This is a genomic window from Streptomyces sp. NPDC059785, assembly GCF_042732375.1.
Classification (GTDB): domain Bacteria; phylum Actinomycetota; class Actinomycetes; order Streptomycetales; family Streptomycetaceae; genus Streptomyces.
The window spans coordinates 127269-151024 of sequence record NZ_JBHWHV010000017.1 but is presented as its reverse complement, the minus strand read 5'-3'; the positions used below and the strand labels follow the sequence as shown (position 1 = coordinate 151024).

The 23756-nt window shown below is 71.0% G+C and carries 15 protein-coding genes; 10 read left to right on the top strand and 5 right to left on the bottom strand.

The window, feature by feature from the left end:
- Positions 1-208: 208 nt before the first annotated feature.
- Positions 209-1825 carry an NADH-ubiquinone oxidoreductase-F iron-sulfur binding region domain-containing protein gene (locus ACFV6E_RS16110; protein ID WP_385159371.1) on the bottom strand — a complete coding sequence of 539 codons (1617 nt, stop codon included), beginning with the start codon at positions 1823-1825 and terminating at the stop codon, positions 209-211.
- Positions 1822-3108: a cytochrome b/b6 domain-containing protein gene (locus tag ACFV6E_RS16105; RefSeq protein ID WP_385159369.1), complete on the bottom strand. Its 1287-nt coding sequence runs from the start codon at positions 3106-3108 to the stop codon at positions 1822-1824. The genes ACFV6E_RS16110 and ACFV6E_RS16105 overlap by 4 nt, the downstream gene beginning before the upstream one ends.
- A 415-nt stretch (positions 3109-3523) precedes the next feature.
- Between ACFV6E_RS16105 and leuS the strand changes: the two genes are divergently transcribed.
- From leuS to holA, 8 genes are all read left to right on the top strand, one after another.
- A complete protein-coding gene (gene leuS / locus ACFV6E_RS16100) occupies positions 3524-6433 on the top strand; it encodes a leucine--tRNA ligase (protein ID WP_385462119.1) in 2910 nt (969 codons plus the stop codon).
- A 154-nt stretch (positions 6434-6587) separates the two neighbouring features.
- Complete coding sequence (locus ACFV6E_RS16095; protein ID WP_385159380.1) at positions 6588-7322, top strand: hypothetical protein; 735 nt, start codon at positions 6588-6590, stop codon at positions 7320-7322.
- 108 nt (positions 7323-7430) lie between these two features.
- Positions 7431-8276, top strand: coding sequence for a DegV family protein (locus tag ACFV6E_RS16090; RefSeq protein WP_385159365.1), 846 nt, complete (start codon positions 7431-7433; stop codon positions 8274-8276).
- A gap of 459 nt (positions 8277-8735) precedes the next feature.
- On the top strand, positions 8736-9539 hold the full coding sequence (locus tag ACFV6E_RS16085) for a helix-hairpin-helix domain-containing protein (RefSeq protein ID WP_385159363.1): 804 nt from the start codon (positions 8736-8738) through the stop codon (positions 9537-9539).
- Positions 9540-9616: 77 nt separating this feature from the next.
- Positions 9617-12226, top strand: coding sequence for a ComEC/Rec2 family competence protein (locus tag ACFV6E_RS16080; RefSeq protein WP_385462128.1), 2610 nt, complete (start codon positions 9617-9619; stop codon positions 12224-12226).
- A gap of 93 nt (positions 12227-12319) precedes the next feature.
- Entirely contained in the window at positions 12320-13150 is an 831-nt protein-coding gene (locus ACFV6E_RS16075) for an arylamine N-acetyltransferase (protein ID WP_385159361.1), read from the top strand.
- A gap of 145 nt (positions 13151-13295) precedes the next feature.
- Positions 13296-13541, top strand: coding sequence for a hypothetical protein (locus tag ACFV6E_RS16070; RefSeq protein ID WP_385159360.1), 246 nt, complete (start codon positions 13296-13298; stop codon positions 13539-13541).
- A gap of 218 nt (positions 13542-13759) precedes the next feature.
- Positions 13760-14746 (top strand): DNA polymerase III subunit delta, encoded by a 987-nt coding sequence (gene holA, locus ACFV6E_RS16065; protein WP_385159358.1) that lies wholly within the window; start codon positions 13760-13762, stop codon positions 14744-14746.
- Positions 14747-15263: 517 nt separating this feature from the next.
- Here the strand turns inward: holA and rpsT are convergent.
- Entirely contained in the window at positions 15264-15530 is a 267-nt protein-coding gene (gene rpsT, locus ACFV6E_RS16060; protein ID WP_385159356.1) for a 30S ribosomal protein S20, read from the bottom strand.
- A 269-nt stretch (positions 15531-15799) separates the two neighbouring features.
- Here rpsT and lepA point away from each other — a divergent pair, with 269 nt between their 5' ends.
- Entirely contained in the window at positions 15800-17668 is a 1869-nt protein-coding gene (gene lepA, locus ACFV6E_RS16055) for a translation elongation factor 4 (protein ID WP_385159354.1), read from the top strand.
- Between the two features lie 388 nt (positions 17669-18056).
- Positions 18057-19940 carry an AMP-dependent synthetase/ligase gene (locus ACFV6E_RS16050; RefSeq protein ID WP_385462116.1) on the top strand — a complete coding sequence of 628 codons (1884 nt, stop codon included), beginning with the start codon at positions 18057-18059 and terminating at the stop codon, positions 19938-19940.
- A 403-nt stretch (positions 19941-20343) separates the two neighbouring features.
- Here the strand turns inward: ACFV6E_RS16050 and ACFV6E_RS16045 are convergent, their stop codons facing one another.
- Both ACFV6E_RS16045 and ACFV6E_RS16040 read right to left on the bottom strand, forming a co-directional pair.
- Entirely contained in the window at positions 20344-20928 is a 585-nt protein-coding gene (locus ACFV6E_RS16045) for a two-component system response regulator (protein WP_385159350.1), read from the bottom strand.
- An 11-nt stretch (positions 20929-20939) separates the two neighbouring features.
- A partial coding sequence (locus tag ACFV6E_RS16040; protein WP_385159348.1) for an ATP-binding protein occupies positions 20940-23756 on the bottom strand: 2817 nt, incomplete at its 5' end.

The window sequence follows — 23756 nt, the reverse complement described above, 5'->3', positions numbered from 1 at the left end:
GAGCGCCTGCATGGCATGCAGGAGGTCAGGAGTTCAATTCTCCTTAGCTCCACAGGAACAGAAGGCGGGCCACCCGGATCGGGTGGCCCGCCTTCGTCGTATCGAGGGTCCGAAGTCCTGTCCAGGACCCGCCTTGTCGAGGGCCCCAGGGGGAGGCGTTTCCACCGGGCGGTGCGCGGTGCGCGGTGCCCGGTGGAAACGCCTGAAGTCAGCGGCCGCTGCCCAGGGCGCGGCGACCGCGGCCCTGCGACAGGACGGGCAGATTGCGGGAGGGGGCCGCGGGCTTCGTGTCCTCCTCGATACGCAGGGCGAGCGCGGGACAGCGCCGCACCGCGCGCATCGCCTTGGCCTCCGCGTACCGGGGCACCTGAGCCTGCGCGACGGTCGGGAAGCCGTCGGCGCCCAGCTCGAACACCTCCGGGAGGATGTCCGCGCACAGGCCGTGCCCGCGGCACAGCGTCCAGTCGACGTAGATCTTCTGGCGGCTGGGACCGGCCTCCGCCTGCTCCCCGCCGCCGGGGATGCCGGTCGGGAGGCGGCCGCCCTCGAAGAGCGGCAGCACGCCTTCCACGGGCCTGCCGCAGCCGTTGCCGAGGACGTGGGCCGCCAGGTCGTCCGTGAAGGCTTTCACCGTCGACTCGATGAACATGGCCGAGCCGTCCGGGTGCGAGCAGGCACCGCGCCGCTTCACGGCCTTGGCGACCTGTTTCACGGCTTCCAGGGCGGCCGGGCCGCCGCCGTTGAGGATGTCCTCCAGGCCGCGCGCCGCGGCCGGCAGTCCGAGGTAGCAGGGGCCGCACTGCCCCGCGCTCTCCTCGGCGAGCCATTGCGCCACCCGCAGGGACTCGCCGAGCGGACAGGTCTCCTGGGTGATGGGGAGGATCGCGCCGGCACCCAGGGCACCGCCCACCGCGTCCAGGGAGTTGCGCGAGACGATCGCCTCGTCGACCGTCGCCGCGTCCAGCCACTTGCCGTGGTAGCCGCCGGTCAGCACACCCTGGGGGAGGGGCGGGGCGCCGGCGAGCTGGAGCACGTACCGCAGCGGTACACCGGTCGGGACCTCGATGACCATGGGGCGGGCGACCGCTCCGGAGACGGTCAGCATGACGGTGCCGGGCTCGTCGTAGAGGCCGGTGTTGCGGTAGCGGTCGGGTCCGATGCGCGCGGCGATGGCGAGCTGGGCGAACGTCTCGGCGTTGGACAGCAGGGTGGGCGCGCCCCCGACGCCGCTCTGCGAGGCGCTGATCTTGCGGCCCGGCGGGATCGCCGGGCCGCCGTCGATGGAGCGGATCAGCGAGGCCGCCGCTCCGGTCACCATCCGTACCGGATTGCGCTGCACGCGCGCGCGGAGGGCCGATCCGCGCCGGTTGCTCAGACCGCGCTCGGCGAGCGCGGCCTCCATGGACGCCTGGGTGGACGCCCGGGTCACGCCGATGACCAGGGTGCGCGCTCCCATGGCCTCCGCGGCCAGCAGGGCACCGTCCAGGATGAGGTGCGGGGCCCGGTTCTGGAGCACCGTGTCCTTGCGACAGGCGGGTTCGTCCTCGCTTCCGTTGACGACCACCACGGGGCGGATGCCCTTGCTGATCGCCGATTCGGCGACCGAACGCAGCTTCTTGGCGAAGGGGAAGCCCGCGCCGCCGCGGCCCTTCAGGGAGATGGCCTCGGCGAGGTTCGCGAGCTGCTCGCCGCCCATCGGTTCGAGCGGACCGTGCACCTTGAGGTGCATGGGGAGATCAAGCCGTTCGACCAGGTCGAAGCCCGACGTGAGCTGCGGGAGTCCGACTACGCGGACTTCCGGGACGTCGGGCAGGGCCTCGTTCACTTAAAGCCTCCGGAAGGGGCGTTCCATGATTCACCGGAGCCAGGAGCGTCGAAGGCGCCCGGCAGTACGTCAGTCGTGGGACCGCTGTCGTACGTGTCGTTGGTGTTGTACGTGCCGTAGAGGCTGTTCGACTCACCGGTGTCGTACACATCACTGCCGCCGTAGCCGTGGCCGACCTGATTGTCATAGACCGGGATGTTGTATCCGGTGTCGTTCAGCGGGTCGTACGCGGAGCGGGGCGCCTCGCCGACGGGCGGCGGCGAGGGGATGGGCCAGCTGCCCGAGGTGCCGCTGTCGACGCGCGGCATGGTCTCCGTGGGCTGCATGTCGAGCGGGGTCTGCCGGGGCATCCCGGGGGCGTCGTTGCTGGACACGGCACGGTAGGCGGCCGCGAAACCGCCCCGTCCGGGCTCCATGGTGACGGCCTGCGGCTGGCCCTCGTACAGCGCCGAGGACGGGGTGCGCTGCGGGGGCGCGTAGGGCTCCTCCACGGGCTGCCTGGCCCCGCGGGCCGTGAAGCCGGGCAGCGGGGACTCCTGGGCGGCGCCGCGGGGCGCCTCGCGCTCCTCGCGGGGGCCACGGGCGGCGGCCGGCCGGCTCTCGCCGAGGAGCCCGAGGATCTGGTCGGCGACCTTGCGCTTGACCGGTCCGGAGGCCGCCCGCAGCGCCAGCGCGCCCAGCACGGCGACCAGGCACAGGCCGTACGACACCGTGACGTACGTCTTGGCCGCGCGACCCGCGTAGAGCCCGTGGACCAGGGCGCAGCACCAGGCGGGGTAGGCCAGCATGTGCATCGCACGCCAGCGCGAGGCGACCGGCGCGGGGGAGGCGAAGGCGCTGCGCAGCGCGCCGGTGATCGCCGTGAAGATCATGAGCAGGGCGGCCGTGGAGCCGAGGCCGATGAGCCCGGCGGTGCCCGTGACGCCGAGCCCGAACGGGATGACGGCGGCGATCGGCTCGGTGTGGTCGAGGGCCAGCTTCACCGTGATGTGCAGCAGTAGGAAGGCCACCGAGGAGACGGCGGTCGTCCGGTGGACGGCTTGCGCGACGATCCGCTGGCGGGTGTTCAGGAACAGCCGGTCGGAGGCGACCAGCCCCCAGATCACCGAGCAGGTGAGCGCGACCAGGGACAGCACGCCCGCGCCGAAGTTGAGGAACTCCCTGAAGTCGTCCCCTCCGACCAGCACGATCACGGGTATGAGAAGCAGAACGGCAGCCGACGCCACCCCGTAGGCCGAGCGGCCCGGGCGGGGGAGCGAGCTGTTCTTGCGGCGAGGTTTCATGGGGGAACTCCCAAACGGTTCGGGGAAGCGGTCCCGAAGCGGCACTCTAAGTCGAGCCATAGGGAGGGGTGAGAGGTTTGAGTTATTGCGTTGTTATCAATGAGTGGTGTGCTCGTTGTGTTGTCCCATACCGACCGGTACGCGAAGTAATGTTTGAACCTTGTTCAATTCTGTGCGCGGCCCATGGGTGTGCGCGGGGCCTGAAACGGCCCCCATGGGTGCTCGTCGCGGCCCGCGGCGGGGCTGCGGTACCCTGACGCCATGCGTGCCGTACGCCTTCTGCTTAGCGAGCCGCGCTGATCAGTCCCGACCGCTGACGAATCGTGGTCGGAATCGGCGCGGCGTCCCCTCCTGTGCGAGGGGATTTTTCATTTCCGAGCCGCAGGCAGAGACGATCGATGGAGCTTTGAGGATCATGAGCGAGACGAATACCTCCGCTGCTGCCGAAAGCGCGGGCGGTAGCCCCTCCGCCTCCGAGGTGGCGGCGCCGCACCGCTACACGGCCGCCGTGGCCGCCGACATCGAGGCACGCTGGCAGGACGTCTGGGACGCCGAGGGCACGTACGAGGCGCCGAACCCCAGCGGTGACCTGGACGGCGACCCCGAGCTGGCCGCCCGGCCCAAGAAATTCATCATGGACATGTTCCCGTACCCCTCGGGTGCGGGCCTGCACGTCGGCCACCCCCTGGGCTACATCGCCACCGATGTGTACGCCCGGTTCCAGCGGATGACCGGCCACAACGTGCTGCACACCCTGGGCTTCGACGCCTTCGGCCTGCCCGCCGAGCAGTACGCGGTGCAGACCGGCACGCACCCGCGCGTGTCCACCGAGGCCAACATCGCCAACATGCGCAGCCAGCTGCGCCGGCTGGGCCTGGGCCACGACAAGCGCCGGTCGTTCGCGACGATCGACCCGGAGTACTACCGGTGGACCCAGTGGATCTTCCTGCAGATCTTCAACTCCTGGTACGACGACGAGGCCGGCCGGGCCCGTCCGATCGCCGAACTGGTCGCCCGGTTCGAGAGCGGTGAGCGTGCCGTACCGGGCACCACGCGCGCGTGGAGCGAGCTGACCGCGACGGAGCGTGCCGACGTCCTGGGCGAGTACCGCCTGGCCTACGCCTCCGACGCGCCCGTCAACTGGTGCCCCGGCCTGGGCACCGTGCTGGCCAACGAGGAGGTCACCGCGGACGGCCGCTCCGAGCGCGGCAACTTCCCCGTCTTCAAGGCCAAGCTGCGCCAGTGGAACATGCGGATCACCGCGTACGCCGACCGCCTGCTGGACGACCTGGACGCCCTGGACTGGCCCGAGGCCATCAAGCTGCAGCAGCGCAACTGGATCGGCCGCTCCGAGGGCGCCCGTGTCGACTTCCCGCTGGACGACGAGCGCATCACGGTCTTCACCACCCGCCCGGACACCCTGTTCGGCGCGACCTACATGGTGCTGGCCCCCGAGCACCCCATGGTCGACAAAATCGTGCCCGGCGCCTGGCCCGAGGGCACCCACGACGTGTGGACCGGCGGACACGCCACCCCGTCCGAGGCCGTCGCCGCCTACCGCGCGCAGGCCGCCTCCAAGTCCGACGTCGAGCGGCAGGCCGAGGCCAAGGACAAGACCGGCGTCTTCACCGGCGCGTACGCGACCAACCCGGTCAACGGCGAGCAGGTCCCCGTCTTCATCGCCGACTACGTCCTGATGGGCTACGGCACCGGCGCGATCATGGCCGTCCCCGCCGGCGACCAGCGCGACTTCGAGTTCGCCCGCGCCTTCGAGCTGCCGATCCGCTGCATCGTCGAGCCGACCGACGGCCGCGGCACCGACACCTCGACGTGGGAGAACGCCTTCGCCTCGTACGACGCGAAGATCATCGCCTCCAGCAACGACAGCGTTTCCCTGGACGGCCTGAGCGTCACCGACGCCAAGGCGCGCATCACCGAGTGGCTGGAGCGCGAGGGCGTCGGCGAGGGCACGGTCAACTTCCGGCTGCGCGACTGGCTGTTCAGCCGGCAGCGCTACTGGGGCGAGCCCTTCCCCATCGTCTACGACGAGGACGGCATCGCCCACCCGCTGCCCGAGTCGATGCTGCCCCTGGAGCTGCCGGAGGTCGAGGACTACTCGCCGCGCACCTTCGACCCGGACGACGCCGACACGTCCCCGGAGACCCCCCTGTCCCGCAACGAGGACTGGGTCAACGTCACCCTGGACCTGGGCGACGGAGCGGGCCCCAGGAAGTACCGCCGCGAGACCAACACCATGCCCAACTGGGCCGGTTCCTGCTGGTACGAGCTGCGCTACCTGGACCCGCACAACGACCAGAAGCTGGTCGACCCGGCCATCGAGCAGTACTGGATGGGCCCGCGCGAGGGACAGCCGCACGGCGGCGTCGACCTGTACGTCGGCGGCGCCGAGCACGCCGTGCTGCACCTGCTGTACGCGCGCTTCTGGTCGAAGGTCCTGTTCGACCTGGGCCACATCTCGTCGGCCGAGCCCTTCCACAAGCTGTTCAACCAGGGCATGATCCAGGCCTACGTCTACCGGGACAGCCGGGGCATCGCCGTACCTGCCGCCGAGGTGGAGGAGCGCGACGGCGCCTACTACTACCAGGGCGAGAAGGTCTCCCGGCTGCTGGGCAAGATGGGCAAGTCCCTGAAGAACGCCGTCACCCCGGACGAGATCGCCGCCGAGTACGGGGCCGACACGCTGCGCCTGTACGAGATGGCGATGGGCCCCCTGGACGTGTCGCGGCCGTGGGACACGCGCGCGGTGGTGGGCCAGTTCCGGCTGCTGCAGCGGCTGTGGCGCAACGTCGTCGACGAGACGACGGGCGAGGTCACCGTGGTCGACGCCGAAGCCGGCGAGGACACGCTGCGAGCCCTGCACAAGGCGATCGACGGGGTCCGCCAGGACCTGGAGGGCCTGCGCTTCAACACGGCCATCGCCAAGGTCACCGAGCTGAACAACCACCTGACCAAGGCGGGCGGCCCGGTGCCGCGCTCCGTCGCGGAGTCCCTGGTGCTGCTGATCGCGCCGCTGGCCCCGCACGCCGCCGAGGAGCTGTGGCACCGCCTGGGCCACACCGACTCCGTCGTCCACCGGGACTTCCCCGTCGCCGACCCCGCCTACGTCGTCGACGAGACCGTCACCTGCGTCGTGCAGATCAAGGGCAAGGTCAAGGCTCGCCTGGAGGTCTCCCCCGCCATCTCCGACGAGGACCTGGAGAAGGCGGCGCTGGCCGACGAGAAGGTGGTGGCCGCGCTGGGCGGCGCCGGGATCCGCAAGGTGATCGTGCGGGCGCCGAAGCTGGTGAACATCGTTCCGGCGTAGGACCCGGTCCGGGTAGCCGTCCGCGGTCGGGGTAGTCCCCTACGGGCAGGTTCGGGGTTTTTCTGGAACTCCGTTCCTGCCCGTTGCGTTTACCGTGGAAGAGCAGCGCGGCGCACGCCGTGGTGCACCGGAGCCCGACCGGAGGAGGAGCGTGGTGGAAGCCGTGGGCGCAGTGATCGCCCTGCTGTTCCTGCTGTGCGTGGTCCTTGGTGTGTACGCCACGGTGAAGGCGGTCGGAGCCGCCAAGCGGAGCGTCGACCGCACCGTCGGCCAGGCGCGCCGTTCCGTCGAGGACGTCACGCTGCGCGCCAGGACCTACGCCCGGCCGGGCCCCGCGGGTGAGCTGGCCCAGCTCCGGCTGAAGCTGCGCACGTCGATGCGCGCCACACAGGAAGCGCTGCACGCGGGCGTGGGGCAGGACGAATCTTTGCGGGAGTCGCTCGGCCTGTTCCAGCGGCTGAGCGCGCACGGACACGAGCTGGACGACGAGCTCAGACGGCTGGAGTCCGAGCCCGACCGGCCCGCCCTCACCGCCCGGCTGCCCGAACTGCGCGAGCGCACCGAGCGGATCACGCACGGGGCCGACTCGCTGCGCTGGGCGGCCCGTGACCGGGCGCGCCGGTTCGCGGACGACGACCTCGACTCGCTGAGCGCGCAGATCGACGTGGAGGCCGGAGCGCTGCGGCACTGGACCAAGGAGCCCGGCACGGCGCCGTCCTGGCCGGAGGCCCCCGCCTCCGAGGAGGCCACCTCCGCCGGACAGACCTGGCCGGAGACGCCCGAGCAGCCCCGCGCCGGCGAAGAGCCGGCCCGGCCCGCGATCACTCCGTCCGGCCGGCGGTCCGCCTACCCGTGGCAGAAGAAGACCCGTCCGGAGAGCACGACTTGATCCGAAAGCGCGAGAAGATCCGGGGGTACGACTTGATTCGACCGTCCCGTCCGCAGGCGGGCGGGGCCGGGCTGCCGCTCATCCGTCCCGGCAGGTAACCTCCAGCTCATGTCCCGCCATGTCGCGATCGTCACCGATTCAACGGCCTACCTGCCGCCGCGGACGATGGAGCGCCACGGCATCACGGCGGTGCCGTTGACCGTGGTCCTCGGCGACCGGGCGCTCGAAGAGGGCACCGAGATCTCCGCCCGTTCCCTCGCCCAGGCCCTGCAGAAGCGGCGTTCCGTCACCACGTCCCGGCCCGGCCCCGAGGTCTTCGCCCAGACCTACCGCGAGGTCGCCGAGTCGGGCGCGTCGGGCATCGTCTCACTCCACCTGTCGGCCGAGTTCTCCGGCACCTACGACGCCGCCGTACTCGCGGCCCGCGAGGCGCCGGTGCCCGTGCGGGTGGTGGACACCGGGATGGTCGCGATGGCCCTCGGGTTCTGCGCGCTGGCGGCGGCGGAGTCCGCGGAGAGCGGCGGCACGCTCGACGAGGCGGTCACCGCCGCGGAGAAGCGCGCCTCGGGGACCTCCGCCTACTTCTACGTCGACACCCTCGACTATCTGCGCCGCGGCGGTCGGATCGGCGCCGCGCAGGCCCTGCTCGGCTCCGCGCTGGCCGTGAAGCCGCTGCTCCAGCTCGACGGCGGACGCATCGAACTCCTGGAGAAGGTGCGTACGGCGTCCAAGGCGATCGCCCGCCTCGAGGAGATCGTGGCCGACCGGGCGGCCGGCGCCCAGGTCGACATCGCCGTGCACCATCTCGCGGCGCCCGAGCGCGCGGCGGCCCTGGCCGACCGGCTGCGGGCGCGGATACCCGCCCTCGCGGACCTGCACGTGAGTGAGGTCGGGGCGGTGATCGGGGCGCACACGGGGCCGGGGCTGCTGGGAGCGGTGGTTTCGCCTCGGTGAGGGCTCGGAAGCTGTGACGGGCTGGGTGGGTGCCCGTCGTGCCTGTGGGCGTCTGGCGGTGCAGGCGGGCGTCTGTGGCGCCTGTGGGTGAGCCGGTTATCCACAACCGCCCGGTAATCCACGGGAATTGACCAAGATCATCGCGGTGACGGTGGATGAGTCGATCCTCGACGCATGGCACTTCAATCACGCACACGCACCAGCCCTGCCACCAGCGGTCCGGGCCGTCGTCCCGCCTCCGACGGGCGCGTCCGACACCGCCGCGATCCCCACCGGGTCCGCGTCCGGCACCGCCAGGCGTCGGCGGACGCCCTCCGGCGACGCGCGGAGGTGCTTTTCGCCGAGCCGAGTACGCGGACCCTGCGGGTGCCGGACGCGACAGGGCCGCCGGAGGTGCCGAAGGCCCGAGGAGCACCGGAGGCGCGACGGGCATCAGAGGTGCGAAAGGCACCGGAGACTGTGCCCGACGAGGCGCCGACGCCGGAGGTGCCGGGCGCGAGCGCTGCGGCACCGCAGCCATGGCGGGAACGCGTCGGGGCGGCCGTGCGGGAGCGCATGCCGCTGTGGCTCCAGTCGCGGTGCGGGCTGGAGCGCCGCAGCGTCGCCGCACTCACCGTGCTGCTGGCCGTCGCCGTCGTCTTCGCCGTGCAGCACTTCTGGTCCGGCCGGGCCCAGACCGTGCGGGCACCCGACGTGGTGCGGGCCGCCGCCGCCCCTTACGAGCAAGGCAACGGTGAACAGGCGGCACAGCCGGGTGCGGCAGCGGCCTCCGTACCGACGGGAACGCCCACGACCATGATCGTCGTGGATGTCGGCGGCAAGGTGCGCAGCCCAGGGGTCCAGCGGCTTCCGGCGGGCTCGCGGGTCATGGACGCCCTGCGCGCGGCAGGCGGTGTGCGTCCCGGGGTGAGCACGGACGGCCTCAACCGCGCGCGTCTGCTCGTGGACGGCGAGCAGGTCGTGGTCGGCGGGCCCGCGCCTCCGGGAGCGCAGGGGCCGGCCGGTGCGGGGAGCTCCGGTACGTCGGGTGCCGGGGCCTCCGGTGCGTCGGGCGTGGGTGCCGCACCCGCGGCCCCCGTCTCCCTCAACTCGGCCACCCCCGAGCAGCTCGACACCCTGCCGGGCGTGGGCCCCGTCCTGGCCCAGCACATCATCGACTACCGCACTCAGCAGGGCGGCTTCCGCTCGGTCGACGAGTTGCGCGAGGTCAACGGCATCGGCGACCGGCGCTTCGCCGACCTGCGCGATCTGGTGCAGCCGTGATCGCCTCAGGCGGTGCGACCGTGGCCGTGTCCTCCGGTGATCCGCCCGGGGCGCCGGACCCGCGGCACGAAGGGCCGATGGACCTGCGGCTGGTGCCACCGGCCCTGGCGGCCTGGGCGACGGCGGCACTGACGCTGACGGCCCCGCCCGGCTGGATCACCGGCGGAGTGGTGGTCTGCTTGGCCGTCGCCGGCGCGTTGCTGTGCGTCCGGCGGGGTCCCGTGCGCCCACGTCCAGAGGACAGGACCTACGCACGGCCCGAGCGGGGGTCTCGGCGTTGGGGCGCCTGGTCGCGGGTGTCTCTCGCCGCCGTGTTGCTCTGCGCTGCCGCGGCCGCCACCTCGGCCGGGGTGCACGGAGCGGACCTGCGGCGCGGACCCGTCCCTGCCCTGGCGCGGGAGTACGGGCGCGTGAGCGCCGATGTGGAGATCACCTCCGATCCGCGGCTGACCCGGCCGCGCGTCACGGGGGATCATGTGGCGCCGACCGCTGTGCTGTTCGACGCGGAGGTGCGGCGGCTTACGAAGAGGGACGGGACGGTGGTGTCGGCCCGCACGCCGGTGCTCGTGATCGTGACCGGCAGTGCGTCCGAGGAGGTCGGCAGAGAAGGGAAGCCGGAGGTCTCGCCATGGCTCGGGCGGCGAGGTGAGCCGGAGGGTCCGCCGTGGCTCGGGCGGCGAGGTGAGCCGGAAAGTTCGCCGTGGCTCGGGCTGTTGCCCTCGGCGTGGGTGCGGATGTCCGGGCAGCTTCAGCCGGCGCTGGTGGGCGGGGATCGCGTCGCCGGGGTTCTGCGGGTGCGGGGTGGTGCGCCGCCCGAGGTGGTGCGGGCACCATCGGCGTCGCAGCGGTTCGCGGGACGGTTGCGGGACGGGCTGCGGGAGGCGGCCGAGGGGCTGCCTCCGGACGCACGGGCCCTACTGCCGGGGCTGGTCGTTGGGGACACCTCGGAGGTACCCGCGGAGCTGGACGCCGCCTTCCGGGAGACCGACCTCGCGCATCTGCTGGCGGTCAGCGGGGGCAACCTGGCGATCCTGCTGGCGCTGTTCATCGGTCCGCCAGGACTGGCCCAGCGGACCGAGCGCCGCGGCCTCGCCTCCTGGCTGGGCGTTCCGCTGCGCGGGACCGCGTTGTTCGGCGGCGTCCTGACGCTGGCGTTCGTGGTGGTGTGCCGACCGGACCCGAGCGTGCTGCGGGCCGCGGCGTGCGGAGCTGTCGTACTGCTGGCCATTGCGACCGGCCGGCGCAGATCTCTCGTCCCTGCCCTGGCCACGGCCGTCCTGCTGCTCGTGCTCTACGACCCGTGGCTGGCCCGCAGTTACGGCTTCCTGCTCTCCGTCCTGGCGACCGGTGCCCTGCTGACCGTCGCCCCGCGGTGGAGCGCCGCGCTCCGGCGGCGCCGGGTGCCGCCGCGCCTCGCGGAGGCACTGGCCGCCGCGGCGGCGGCGCAGGCGCTGTGCGCGCCGGTCGTCGCGGTGCTGTCGGCCCGGGTGAGTCTGGTGGCGGTGCCGTGCAATCTGCTCGCGGAGTTCGCGGTCGCGCCGGCCACGGTGCTGGGGTTCGCGGCCCTTGCGACGGCTCCGGTGGCGATGCCGGTGGCCAAAGCGCTGGCGTGGCTGGCGAGTTGGCCCGTCGGGTGGATCGCCGACATCGCGCGCGGCGGGGCGGCGCTGCCCGGCGGGGGAGTGGGCTGGCCGGGCAGTTGGACGGGGGCGCTGCTGCTGGCGCTGGTCACCGTGGTCGTCGTGCTCGTCGGCAGACGGTTGGTTCGGCACCCTCGGCTGTGCGGGTTGTGCCTGGTGCTGTTCTTGCTGATCGTCGTGCAGCCGCCGCCGCTGACCCGGGTGATCAAGGGCTGGCCGCCGCCCGGCTGGACGTTCGCGATGTGTGACGTGGGTCAGGGTGACGCGACGGTGCTCGCGGCCGGGGACGGTACGGGGGTGGTGGTGGACGCGGGTCCGGACCCGGTGCTGGTCGACCGGTGCCTGAGCGGGCTCGGTATCACCAGGATCCCGCTCGTGGTGTTGACGCACTTCCACGCCGATCACGTGGCGGGGTTGCCCGGGGTGCTGCGCGGGCGTTCCGTGGCTGCGATCGAGACCACGAGTCTTGAGGAGCCGGCGGACCAGGCGGAGTTCGTACGGGTGCAGGCTGCCGCCCGGCGCATCCCGGTGACCCGGGCCGTCGCGGGGGAGATACGGCACACGGGCATGCTCGACTGGCAGGTGCTGTGGCCGCCTCCCGGCCAGGCTCCGGCACCGGACGGCCCGAACGACGCCAGCGTCACCCTGCTCGTACGGTCGGCGGGGCTAAGTCTGCTGCTGCTCGGTGATCTGGAACCACCGGCACAGCAGGCCCTGTTGAGATCGTCCGCCGGTGCTGGGCTGGGCCGGGTGGACGTGCTGAAAGTGGCTCACCACGGGTCGGCGTACCAGGAGCCGGAGCTGATACGGAGGGTGGCGCCCAGGCTCGCGCTGATCTCCGTCGGCGAGGACAACACGTACGGGCACCCGGCGCCGAGCACCGTCGCGGTGCTGCGGGCCTCGGGCGCCGTGGTGATGCGCACGGACGAGGACGGGGCGATCGCGGTCGCCGGAACAGGGGGAGGTACGCGAGGGAATCGAGAGAAGCGGGGGGACCGGGGAAGGCCGGACATACGGGTGGTGAGCGACCGGAGACACGGGGCGTGAGTCGGAGGCCAGGGCGTCGGGGGCTTCGTGACTGCGGGGGCGTCGGGGCTGAGGGGTCCGGGGAAGGGAGCGGCGAGCGGCAGACTTGACGGCATGAATTCCACACAGGTCGGCGACTATCTCCGCCGTCTCGGGCTCGGGCGCCCCGAGCGGCCCACTGCCGAGGCGCTGCGGGAGCTCCACCTCCACCACCTGAGAGCGGTGCCGTTCGAGAACCTCTCGATCCACCTCGGCGAGGAGATCGTGCTGGAGGAGAAGCGGCTGCTGGACAAGGTGGTGGGGGCTCGCAGGGGAGGCTTCTGTTACGAACTGAACGGTGCGTTCGGGGTGTTGCTCGCGGCGCTGGGCTTCGAGGTGACCGTGCTCGCGGGCCGGGTCTACGGGGAGGAGGAGCGGCTCGGGATCCCGTACGACCATCTGGCGCTGCGGGTGCGGACGGCGGACGGGGGTGACTGGCTGGTCGACGTCGGGTTCGGGGCGCACAGCCACTGGCCGCTCGACTTCGGTGACCGGGGTGATCAGGTCGACCCGGGTGGCACGTTCCGACTGACGGAGGCGACGGCAACGGGCGAGGAGGAGGCTGCAAAGTTCGGGGATCTTGACGTGTTGCGGGACGGCGGGCCGCAGTACCGGCTGGAGGTGCGGGGGCGGGTGCTCGGGGACTTCGTCGCGGGCGCATGGTGGCACAGAACGTCGCCGCGGTCGCACTTCACGCGGTCGTTGGTGTGTTCGCGGCTCACCGAGGACGGCGGACGGATCACGCTGAGCGGTCGGAGGTTCACAGTGACCGCGGTCGACGGTACGAAGGAAGTGACGGAGCTGGGTACGGACGCGGAGGTGCTGGGGGTGTACCGGGAGAGGTTCGGGATCGAGCTCGACCGGGTTCCGGAGGCGCGGGGGTCCGGCGCCGGTCCGGCCTCGTGACCCGTGGCCGGACGTAGTAGCCGGTCGCGGTCGGACCTGATCGGACCGGTCGTGGTCGGCCTGATCGGACCGGTCGTGGTCGGCCTGATCGGTCGTGGCCGGACGCGGGGAGCCGACCGCTTCCGGCATGGCGGAAGATGTCCTCGTGAGTGACGTGAGACATGTGCTGGTGCTGCCCGACCGTGACGCCGCGGAGGAGGCGCTGGAGGCGTTGGGGGAGCGGTTCGGGCTGGACGAGGAGCCGCAGCTCGTACGGGACGCGCTGGCCGGCGAGGACGATGCCGAGGACGCGCAGTGGCTGGTCGTACTGCGGGACGCGGAGGAGCGGCTCGACGCCGGGAAGCTGGACGAGTTCGCGGCCGAGTGGGACGGCTGGCGGGAAGAGCCTTAAGCCACCCCGGCGGGTATCGCCTTGCCGCGCCGCATGCCTACAGGCCCGCATGCCCACAGGGCTGCGTGCCCGCATGTTCACAGGGCTGCGTGCCCGCATGTCCACAGGCCCACATGATCCCTGTCCGGCTGGACCGCCATGATCCTTGCCGGGCCGGACCCCCGCCTTCCCTCCCGGGCCCGGCCGTGTTGTCAGTAGTGCGTGGGATGCTTGTTGCGATGGCCAGGAAGACTGCACACGACGACCCGCTCGCTCCCGTCACGCTTGCCGTGGGCCAGGAGGATCTGCTGCTCGACCGAGCCGTGCAGGAGGTGGTGGCCGCCGCCCGGGCCGCGGACGCGGACACGGACGTGCGGGATCTCACACCGGACCAGTTGCAGCCCGGGACGCTCGCGGAGCTGACGAGCCCCTCGCTGTTCGCCGAGCGCAAGGTCGTGGTCGTACGCAATGCGCAGGACCTGTCGGCGGACACGGTCAAGGACGTGAAGGGGTATCTGGGGGCGCCCGCCGAGGAGATCACCCTGGTGCTGCTGCACGCGGGCGGGGCCAAGGGCAAGGGGCTGCTGGACGCCGCGCGCAAGGCGGGGGCGCGGGAGGTGGCGTGTCCCAAGATGACGAAGCCGGCGGACCGGCTGGCGTTCGTGCGCCAGGAGTTCCGGGCGCTCGGCAGGTCGGCGACGCCCGAGGCGTGCCAGGCGCTGGTCGACTCCATCGGGAGCGACTTGCGGGAGCTGGCGTCGGCGGTGTCCCAGCTGACCGCGGATGTCGAGGGGACGATCGACGAGGCCGTGGTCGGGCGGTACTACACGGGACGGGCCGAGGCGTCGAGCTTCACCGTCGCGGACCGGGCGGTGGAGGGGCGGGCCGCGGAGGCCTTGGAGGCGCTGCGGTGGTCCCTGTCGACCGGGGTCGCGCCGGTGATGATCACGAGCGCGCTGGCGCAGGGCGTGCGGGCGATCGGCAAGCTGTCCTCGGCGCGCGGGGGTCGTCCGGCCGACCTGGCCCGTGAGCTGGGCATGCCGCCCTGGAAGATCGACCGGGTCCGGCAGCAGATGCGGGGGTGGACGCCGGACGGGGTCGCCTACGCCCTGCGCGCGGTGGCCGAGGCCGACGCGGGCGTCAAGGGCGGCGGGGACGACCCCGAGTACGCGCTGGAGAAGGCGGTCGTCGCGATCGCCCGGGCGGCGCGTTCCCGCCGGGGCTGAAGCCCGGCCTGATGCGACCCCGGTTCGCTGGTTCGTCCCCGTCTCTTGTCCGGCCTTATGCGACCCCGGTTCGTTGGTTCGTCCCCGTCTCTTGTCCGGCCTTATGCGACCCCGGTTCGTTGGTTCGTCCCCGTCTCTTGTCCGGCCTTATGCGACCCCGGTTCGCTGGTTCGTCCCCGCTTCTCGCCCGGCCCTACGCGACCCCGGCTCGCTGATATTCGTACCCCCCCGCCCAGCTCCCCCCGGCCCCCTGCGCCCCGTACGGGCGCCCCGTACGGGTGCCCGCCCACCCCGTACAACCCAGAAGACCCCCGCCCCCTCCTGGGGAAGGAGGGTGCGGGGGTCTTCGGTTCAAGATCTTGGATCCACGCCCGCGTGGCGAACGCAGGCCGCGCGTGGGTCCGGAGTGCCGGGTGGGAGCGGATGAGAGAGGGCCCGCTCTGGGTCCGTCCGGCGGTCAAGTCAGGGGTCGGATCGCGAGGACCCGGCCAGGTCGGGCCGCGGGGGCCCGGCCGACTCAGCCCTTGAGGGAAGCGACCTTCGAAGCAAGTGCCGACTTCTTGTTGGCGGCCTGGTTCTTGTGGATGACGCCCTTCGAGACGGCCTTGTCGAGCTGGCGCGACGCGGCGCGCGTGTACTCGGTGGCCTTCTCGACGTCACCCGCGGCAGCGGCCTCGCGGGCCTTGCGGATCGCGGTCTTCAGAGAGGACTTGACGGCCTTGTTGCGCTGCCGGGCCTTCTCGTTGGTCTTGATCCGCTTGATCTGGGACTTGATGTTCGCCACGAATGAGCCTTTTCAGGTTCAGGCACGCGAGGGCCCGCCTCACGTGCCGATGATTGATACTTCGGGTACTGCGAATACTTCGGCAGCCGGCCGGTCGCCCGGCCGAGCCGTCCGTGCCTCCTGCTGAGAGGGCATGAGACACAGCCACTCAGGCTACCAGCCGCCCCACGACCGGCCCAAACCGGTCGCAGTTCGCCGCCCGTGGGACGATGGAGCCTACGTATCGATCCGACCCGAGGCGACAGGCGCCTCAAGAGACAGGACCCTGCGTGCCCGCGACCCCTAACAATGTGCCCGAGCCGAGCCGTACCGACCCGGCTCTGATCCGCAACTTCTGCATCATCGCGCACATCGACCACGGCAAGTCCACGCTCGCCGACCGGATGCTCCAGCTCACCGGGGTGGTCGAGCAGCGGCAGATGCGCGCTCAGTACCTCGACCGTATGGACATCGAGCGCGAGCGCGGCATCACGATCAAGTCCCAGGCGGTCCGGCTGCCCTGGGCACCGACGGAGGATCCGGGCAGGACCCACATCCTCAACATGATCGACACCCCCGGGCACGTCGACTTCACGTACGAGGTGTCGCGGTCGCTCGCGGCCTGTGAGGGCACGATCCTGCTCGTCGACGCAGCTCAGGGCATCGAGGCCCAGACCCTCGCCAACCTCTACCTGGCGATGGAGAACGACCTCACGATCATCCCCGTACTGAACAAGATCGACCTGCCGGCCGCGCAGCCGGAGAAGTTCGCGGAGGAGCTGGCGAACCTGGTCGGCTGCGACCCGGACGACGTGCTGCGGGTCTCCGCCAAGACCGGCCTGGGCGTCGACGCGCTGCTCGACAAGGTGGTCGCCGAGATCCCCGCGCCGCAGGGCGTCGCCGACGCGCCCGCGCGCGCGATGATCTTCGACTCGGTCTACGACTCCTACCGGGGCGTCGTGACGTACGTACGTGTCATCGACGGGCAGCTCAACAAGCGTGAGCGGATCCGGATGATGTCCACGGGCGCGACGCACGAACTGCTGGAGATCGGTACGAACTCGCCCGAGATGCTGCCGGCCGACGGCCTCGGCGTCGGCGAGGTGGGCTATCTGATCACCGGTGTGAAGGACGTCCGCCAGTCCAAGGTCGGTGACACGATCACCACCCTGCACAAGGGCGCGACCGAGGCGCTGGGCGGTTACAAGGACCCCAAGCCCATGGTCTTCTCCGGGCTGTATCCGCTGGACGGGTCCGACTACCCGGAGCTGCGCGACGCGCTCGACAAGCTCCAGCTCAACGACGCCGCGCTGGTCTACGAGCCGGAGACCTCGGCCGCGCTCGGCTTCGGCTTCCGCGTCGGCTTCCTCGGCCTGCTGCACCTCGATGTGATCCGGGAGCGCCTCGAGCGCGAATTCGGTCTCGATCTGATCGCCACCGCGCCGAACGTGGTCTACCGCGTCGTCATGGAGGACAAGACCGAGCACACGGTCACCAATCCGAGTGAGTTCCCCGAGGGCAAGATCGACGAGGTGTACGAGCCGGTCGTGCGCGCCACGATCCTCGCGCCGTCCGAGTTCATCGGCTCGATCATGGAGCTGTGCCAGACCCGGCGCGGTGTGCTGCTCGGCATGGACTACCTCTCCGAGGACCGGGTCGAGATCCGCTACACGCTGCCGCTCGCGGAGATCGTCTTCGACTTCTTCGACCAGCTCAAGTCCAAGACCCGCGGCTACGCCTCGCTCGACTACGAGCCCACCGGCGAGCAGACCTCCAGCCTGGTCAAGGTCGACATCCTGCTGCACGGCGACAAGGTCGACGCCTTCTCGGCGATCACGCACAAGGACGCGGCGTACGCGTACGGTGTCCGGCTGGTCGCCAAGCTGCGCGAGCTGATCCCGCGGCAGGCGTTCGAGGTGCCGATCCAGGCGGCCATCGGTTCCCGGGTGATTGCCCGCGAGACCATCCGCGCCATCCGCAAGGACGTCCTCGCCAAGTGCTACGGCGGTGACATCTCCCGTAAGCGGAAGCTGCTGGAGAAGCAGAAGGAGGGCAAGAAGCGGATGAAGATGGTGGGCTCTGTGGAGGTTCCGCAAGAGGCGTTCATCGCCGTGCTGTCCAGTGACGACGGTGGCGGATCGGGCAAGGGCAAGAAGTAGCCGCCGAGGTAAGTGCTTGTTACACCGAAAATGCCCGGAAACAACCTGGGCGCCAGGGGTCCGTTCCGCTCACGCGCGACGGGCCCCTGTGCGTGACTGCGCATGTCATGGGCCGCGCTCTGTAGGAAGTGACAAGCCGCGGCCTCTTACGCACCGCGCGGTCGCGCTCTACTCTGATCTCGCTCGATAGTTACTCGCGAGTTAAACAACGTCGCGTGGATGAATACACAGCCGCAACCAGCCAGCCGCAGAGCAGTCAGCCGCAACCAGCCAGCCGCAGAGCAGTCAGCCGCAACCAGCCAGCCGCAGAGCAGTCAGTCGCACAGCAGTCAGTCGATCGAGCAGGTCGCACGCACCGTCGCAGACTGTCGCAGGCCCGGAGGATGTCGTGAGCGACACACAGACCCTGATCGAGAACCGTCCGCCGTCCGTGGCGGCCCTGTTCCTGGAGCGCGTGGCGGCCACACCGGACGCCGAGGCGTACCGCTACCCGGTGCCGGGCGGCGCCGGTGCGGGCCCGGACGAGTGGAAGTCGCTGAGCTGGGCCCAGGCGGCCGAGCGGGTCTTCGCCCTCGCCGCAGGACTGATCGAGCTGGGTGTGCAGCCGGAGCAGCGGGTGGCGCTGGCCTCCTCCACGCGGGTCGAGTGGATCCTCGCCGACCTCGGCATCATGTGCGCGGGCGCGGCCACGACGACGGTGTATCCGCAGACCAACGCCGACGAATCGGCGTTCATCCTGTCCGACTCCGAGAGCCGGGTGCTGATCGCCGAGGACGCGGCGCAGCTCGCCAAGGCGCGTGACAAGCGCGCGGAGCTGCCCGAGCTGACCCATGTGGTGCTGATCGACCCGGCCGGCGTGGACACCGCCGCGGAGGGCGACTGGGTCATTTCGCTCGCCGACCTGGAGACGCGAGGTGCCGCGTACCTGGAGAAGAACCCGCACCTGATCAAGGAGAAGGTCGGCGCGATCACCGCCGAGCAGCTCGCCACGCTGATCTACACCTCCGGCACCACCGGCCGCCCCAAGGGCGTGCGCCTGCCGCACGACAACTGGTCGTACATGGCCAAGGCCATCGCCGCGACCGGCCTGGTCACCGTGGACGACGTGCAGTACCTGTGGCTGCCGCTCGCGCACGTCTTCGGCAAGGTGCTGACCTCCGGGCAGATCGAGGTCGGGCACGTCACCGCCGTCGACGGCCGGGTGGACAAGATCATCGACAATCTGCCGGTGGTCCAGCCGACGTACATGGCGGCCGTGCCGCGGATCTTCGAGAAGGTCTACAACGGCGTCGCGGCCAAGGCGCGGGCCGGCGGCCCGGCCAAGTACAAGATCTTCCAGTGGGCGGCCGAGGTGGGGCGCGAGTACGCCAAGGTCAGCCAGGACAACTTCCGGCGCACCGGCACCGCCTCCGTCCCCTTCGGGCTCGGCGCCAAGCACAAGGTCGCCGACGCGCTCGTCTTCGCCAAGATCCGCGAGGCGTTCGGCGGGAACCTGCGCGCCTGCGTCTCCGGCTCCGCCGCGCTCGCGCCCGAGATCGGCTACTTCTTCGCGGGCGCCGGCATCCACATCCTGGAGGGCTACGGACTGACCGAGTCGTCCGCCGCGTCCTTCGTGAACCCTGGGGAGGCGTACCGCACCGGCACGGTCGGCAAGCCGCTGCCCGGCACGGAGGTGCGCATCGCGGACGACGGCGAGATCCTGCTGCGCGGCCCCGGCATCATGGAGGGCTACCACGGGCTGCCCGAGAAGACCGCCGAGGTGCTGGAGTCCGACGGCTGGTTCCACACCGGTGACATCGGCGAACTGTCCCCGGACGGCTACCTGCGCATCACCGACCGCAAGAAGGACCTGATCAAAACGTCGGGGGGCAAGTACATCGCGCCCGCCGAGGTCGAGGGCCACTTCAAGGCCGTGTGCCCGTACGTCTCCAACATCCTGGTGCACGGCGCCGACCGGAACTTCTGCACGGCGCTGATCGCCCTGGACGAGCCGTCCATCCTGGAGTGGGCGAAGGAGAACGGCCTGGGGGGCCGGTCGTACGCGGACGTCGTGGCCGCGCCCGCCACGGTCGCCCTCATCGAGGGGTACGTGAAGGAGCTCAACGCCGGGCTCCAGCGGTGGCAGACCATCAAGAAGTTCCGGCTGCTGCCGCGCGACCTCGACGTGGAGCACGGCGAGGTCACCCCGAGCCTGAAGCTGAAGCGCCCGGTCGTGGAGCGCGAGTACAAGAACCTGATCGACGAGATGTACGCGGGCACGCGGGAGGCGTGACGTACGGGGCGCGCGGGGCCGTTACGTACGCGGCGCGCGGGGCGTGAACCGGCGCGGGGGCGGGGCCGTGCCTCGTCCCCGCCGCAGCCCGGCACCCGCCGCCGCAGCCCGGCACCCGCCGTCGCGGCCCGGCACCCGCCGTCGCGTCCCGACACCCTGCCAGGCCGCGTCACGGCGCACGCGCGTCCAGCGAGCGGGCGGCGGGGCTCCAGCCAGCGGCCCGCAAGCTCTCGTACGCTCCCGCACGCGCCGCCGCCCCTCGGCGCACACCCCACCCACGGCGGAGTGCGCGCCGGGGTCCGGCCGGTCCGACCACGTCCGTCGGGCCCGCACGTCGCCGGGCGGTCCCGCACTCCGTCCGGCGACGGCGTCCACAGCCCCCGCCGCTGTCCGGCGAGGGCGTCTACAGTCCCCGTAACCGGCGCATCTCCCGCAGGAGTTCCTCCATCTGCCGCACTTGCAGGCGCAGGTCCGCGACGTCCTGGACGCCGCTCGCGGCCATGGCCGTCTCGATCCCGCTCAGCCGCGCCGCGAGCTCGTCGAACTGCGCCTGCTCGCGGGCGAGCATCCGTTCGAGCTGCTGGTTCTTGCGGTGCAGGTCGAGGAAGACGGTCACCTTGGCCCGCAGCACCCACGGGTCGAACGGCTTCGTCAGATAGTCGGCGGCCCCGGTCGCGTACCCGCGGAAGGCGTAGCCCGCGTCGGCGTCCGTGCCGGTCAGGAAGATGATGGGGACGTCCTTGGTCTGGTCGAGCCGCTTGATGTTCGCGGCGGTCTCGAAACCGTCCATGCCCGGCATCCGGATGTCGAGGAGGACGACGGCGAACCGCTGCCGGAGCAGGGCCTTCATCGCCTCCTCTCCCGAACGCGCGCGCACCAGCGGCTCGTTGAGGGACCCCAGGACGGCCTCCAGGGCGACCAGGTTGTCCTCCATGTCGTCGACGAGAAGGATGCTGGCGCGCCCGTCGGTCGTTGTCACAGCGCTCATGGTGACTTGCCTCACTCGGTCAGCGGGGGGACGGCCGGCTCCTCCGTGCCGCCGGGTCCGGGGACAACGGACCCGGCGGAGTCGGCCTGTTCACCACCCGTGGTCGTACTCTCCGTGTCCAGGAGCCCGCAGACGACGGTCAGCAGCTGATCGACGTCCACGGGCTTGGGCACGTAGTCGTTGGCGCCCCGCGCGATGGACTTCTCGCGGTCTCCCGGCATCGCCTTCGCGGTGAGGGCGACGATGGGCAGACCCGCCCAGCGGGGGGTCCGGCGGATGGCGGCGATCGTTTCGTAGCCGTCCATCTCCGGCATCATGATGTCCATCAGGACGAGCTCGACATCAGGGTTGCGTTCGAGCGTCTCGATGCCCTCGCGGCCGTTCTCCGCGTAGAGGACGGGCATGCCGACCCGGCCCAGTACGTGGGTGAGCGCGAAGACGTTGCGGATGTCGTCGTCGACGATCAGCACCCGCCGGCCAGGCAGCACCTGGCCCGCCCGGCCCGCCTTCCAGGCCTCCAGCTTGGTGAGCGTGGGCCAGGAGTCGTCGGTGTCGTGGGCCGTGAAGGGCTCCGTGGACAACTGCTCGGGCAGTTGCGGCAGCGGGTGGTCCTCCAGCGTGGGACCGGTGGCCGCGTGCCCGGGGCTGATGACCGGCACGTACAGCGTGAAGGTGGAGCCCTGGTTGGGCGCGCTCTCGGCGACGATCCGGCCGCCGAGCAGTCCGGCGATCTCGCGGCTGATGGACAGGCCGAGCCCGGTGCCGCCGTACTTGCGGTTGGTGGTGCCGTCGGCCTGCTGGAACGCCTCGAAGATCACCGGCAGTTTCTCCGGCGCGATGCCGATGCCGGTGTCGGAGACGGCGAAGGCGATGACGTCGTCGCTGTGGTCGCGGGTGTACGTCTGGCCCGGGTCCCGCAGCCGGCTGACCCGCAGCTCGACCCGCCCGGACGCGGTGAACTTGATCGCGTTGGAGAGCAGATTGCGCAGGATCTGCTGGAGCCGCTGCTCGTCCGAGTACATCTCGCGCGGTACGTCCTCGCCGACCGCCACCTCGAAGGCGAGCCCCCGGTCAAGCGTGAGCGGCCGGAACGTGGCGTGCACGTAGTCGAGCAGCTTGATCAGTGGCAGCTTCTTCGGGCGTACGTCCATCCGGCCCGCCTCGATCTTCGACAGGTCGAGGATGTCGTTGATGAGCTGGAGCAGGTCCGAGCCCGAGCGGTGGATCGTGGTCGCGAACTGCACCTCCTGGTCGGAGAGGTGGCCGTCCGGGTTGTCGGAGAGCAGCCGGGCCAGGATCAGCAGCGAGTTCAGCGGGGTGCGCAGCTCGTGCGACATGTTCGCCAGGAACTCGGACTTGTACTGCGAGGACGTCGCAAGGAGCGCGGCCTTCTCCTCCAGCTCCGCGTTGGACCGCTGCAACTCGGCCTGCTGTGCCTGGAGTTCGTCCGAGCGGTCCTGGAGCTGGACGGCGAGGCGCTGCGACTCGCCGAGCAGCGACTCGGTGCGGGAGTTGGCGATGATGGTGTTGATCGCGACGCCGATCGTGTTGACGAACTGGTCGAAGAACGCGAGGTGGACGTCGGAGAAGCGGGAGAACGAGGCCAGCTCGATCACGCCGAGCAGCTTGTCCTCGAAGAGGATCGGGATGATGACGACGCTGGCGGGCGCGGCCTCGCCCAGACCGCTGTTGATCTTGATGTAGTCCGGTGGCGCCTCCTCCACCAGGATCCGCTTCTTCTCCCGCGCCGCCTGCCGGACGAGCCCGTGCACCGGCATGCCGCCCGTGTCGACGGTCACCGAGTGCGCCGAGCCGTACCCGGCGATGAAGGCGAGACCCTTGGTCGGGACCGTCGTGCGCAGCGGGGTGCCGTCCTGGTCCGGGTCGGCCAGGAAGAAGGCGCCGTACTGCGCGTTCACCAGCGGGGTCAGCTCGCGCAGGATCAGGTCGGCGACCTCCATCAGGTCCCGGTGGCCCTGCATCAGCGCGGCGAGACGCGCCAGGTTCGACTCCAGCCAGTCCTTCGCGCGCGTGGTCTCGCGCAGGTTGGCCACCATCAGGTTGATGTTGTCCTTGAGCTCGGCGACCTCGCCCTGGGTCTCCACGGTGATGGAGCGGGACATGTCGCCCTGTGCCACGGCCGAGGCCACCTCGGCGATGGCGCGGACCTGGGTGGTCAGATTCGACGCCAGTTCGTTCACGTTGGTCGTCAGGCGCTTCCAGGTGCCGTACACGCCCTCGACCCGGGCCTGCCCGCCGAGCTGGCCCTCGGAACCCACCTCGCGGGCCACTCGCGTGACCTCGGACGAGAAGGAGGACAGCGTGTCCACCATCGTGTTGATGGTGGTCTTCAGCTCCAGGATCTCGCCGCGCGCGTCCACGTCGATCTTCTTGGAGAGGTCGCCCTGGGCCACCGCGGTCGCGACCTGCGCGATGTTGCGCACCTGCGAGGTGAGGTTGTCCGCCATGTAGTTCACGTTGTCGGTCAGGTCGCGCCAGACGCCGGAGACGCCGAGCACCTGGGCGCGCCCGCCGAGCCGGCCGTCGGTGCCGACCTCGCGGGCGACGCGGGTGACCTCGTCGGCGAAGGCGCGCAGCTGCTCCACCATCGTGTTGACGGTGTCCTTGAGCTCCAGGATCTCGCCGCGCGCGTCGACGGTGATCTTCTTCGACAGGTCGCCGTTGGCGACGGCCGTCGTCACCTGGGCGATGTTGCGCACCTGCGAGGTCAGGTTCAGCGCCATGAAGTTGACGTTGTCGGTGAGGTCCTTCCAGACCCCGGAGACGCCGCGGACCTGCGCCTGGCCGCCGAGGTTGCCTTCGGTGCC